Origin of the sequence: Kineococcus indalonis, assembly GCF_009906395.1 — a bacterium.
GTDB lineage: Bacteria > Actinomycetota > Actinomycetes > Actinomycetales > Kineococcaceae > Kineococcus > Kineococcus indalonis.
The window spans coordinates 1-786 of record NZ_JAAALM010000930.1; the positions used below are offsets into that span (position 1 = coordinate 1).

A 786-nucleotide genomic window follows, 5' to 3' on the forward strand; every position below is an offset into this window, starting at 1 on the left:
GGGCGGCTCCCGGCGCGCTCGCCGGTGCGGGGCCGGCGCTGCGCTGCGGCGCGCCGGGCGGGGCGGACCGCGAGGTGGCGAAGTCCTCCCACCACGGTGTTCCCGACACGACGGCGTCCTCCTGCTGCTGCGCCCGATGCGCCCACGGCTCGGACGCGCCCGGCCACCGCCCGGTTCCACCGGGCGGTCACCCGCGAGAGGCAGGATGCCGCGCGCGGGCGCTGCCCGCGCGGCGGCGCCCGTCGCGCCGGGCGGTGCAGCGGCGGCGCGACGGGCGCGGGACGGGCGCGGGACCGGTCAGAAGTTGGCGAAGACCTGCGTCCAGAAGGTGCCGGCGGGGCTGGGGGTCTCGGCGATGCCGACGTGGGTCAGCCGGCAGTCCAGGAGGTTGGCGCGGTGGCCGGGGCTGGCGAGCCAGGCGTCCACGACGGTGGCCGCGTCGTAGCCGCGGGCGACGTTCTCGGCGGTGCGCCAGGCGCGCACGCCCTGGGCGGCCAGGCGCACGCGCGGGGTGCTGCCGTCGGTGCCGCGGTGGCTCATCAGGCCGGTGGTGGCCATCTCGGCGCTGTGGGCGGCTGCCGTGGCGGTCATCGCCGCGGCCTCGGCGAGGGGGGCGCAGCCGGCGGCGGCGCGGGCGGCGTTGGTGCGGTCCAGGACGAGCTGCGCACCGGCGGGCAGGGGCGCGTCGCGGGTGAGCAGCAGTTCGGCGGCGGAGGCGGGAGCGGCCGCGGCCGTGGTGAGCGCAGCGGCGGTGAGGGCGGCGGCGGCCAGGACGGTGGTGCGGCG

At 80.7% G+C, this 786-nt stretch carries 1 protein-coding gene; it reads right to left on the minus strand.

The window, feature by feature from the left end; genetic code table 11:
- Positions 1-297: 297 nt before the first annotated feature.
- Positions 298-786, minus strand: a 489-nt coding sequence (locus GTR00_RS22005) for a CAP domain-containing protein (RefSeq protein ID WP_166613606.1), incomplete at its 5' end; no start/stop codon positions are given.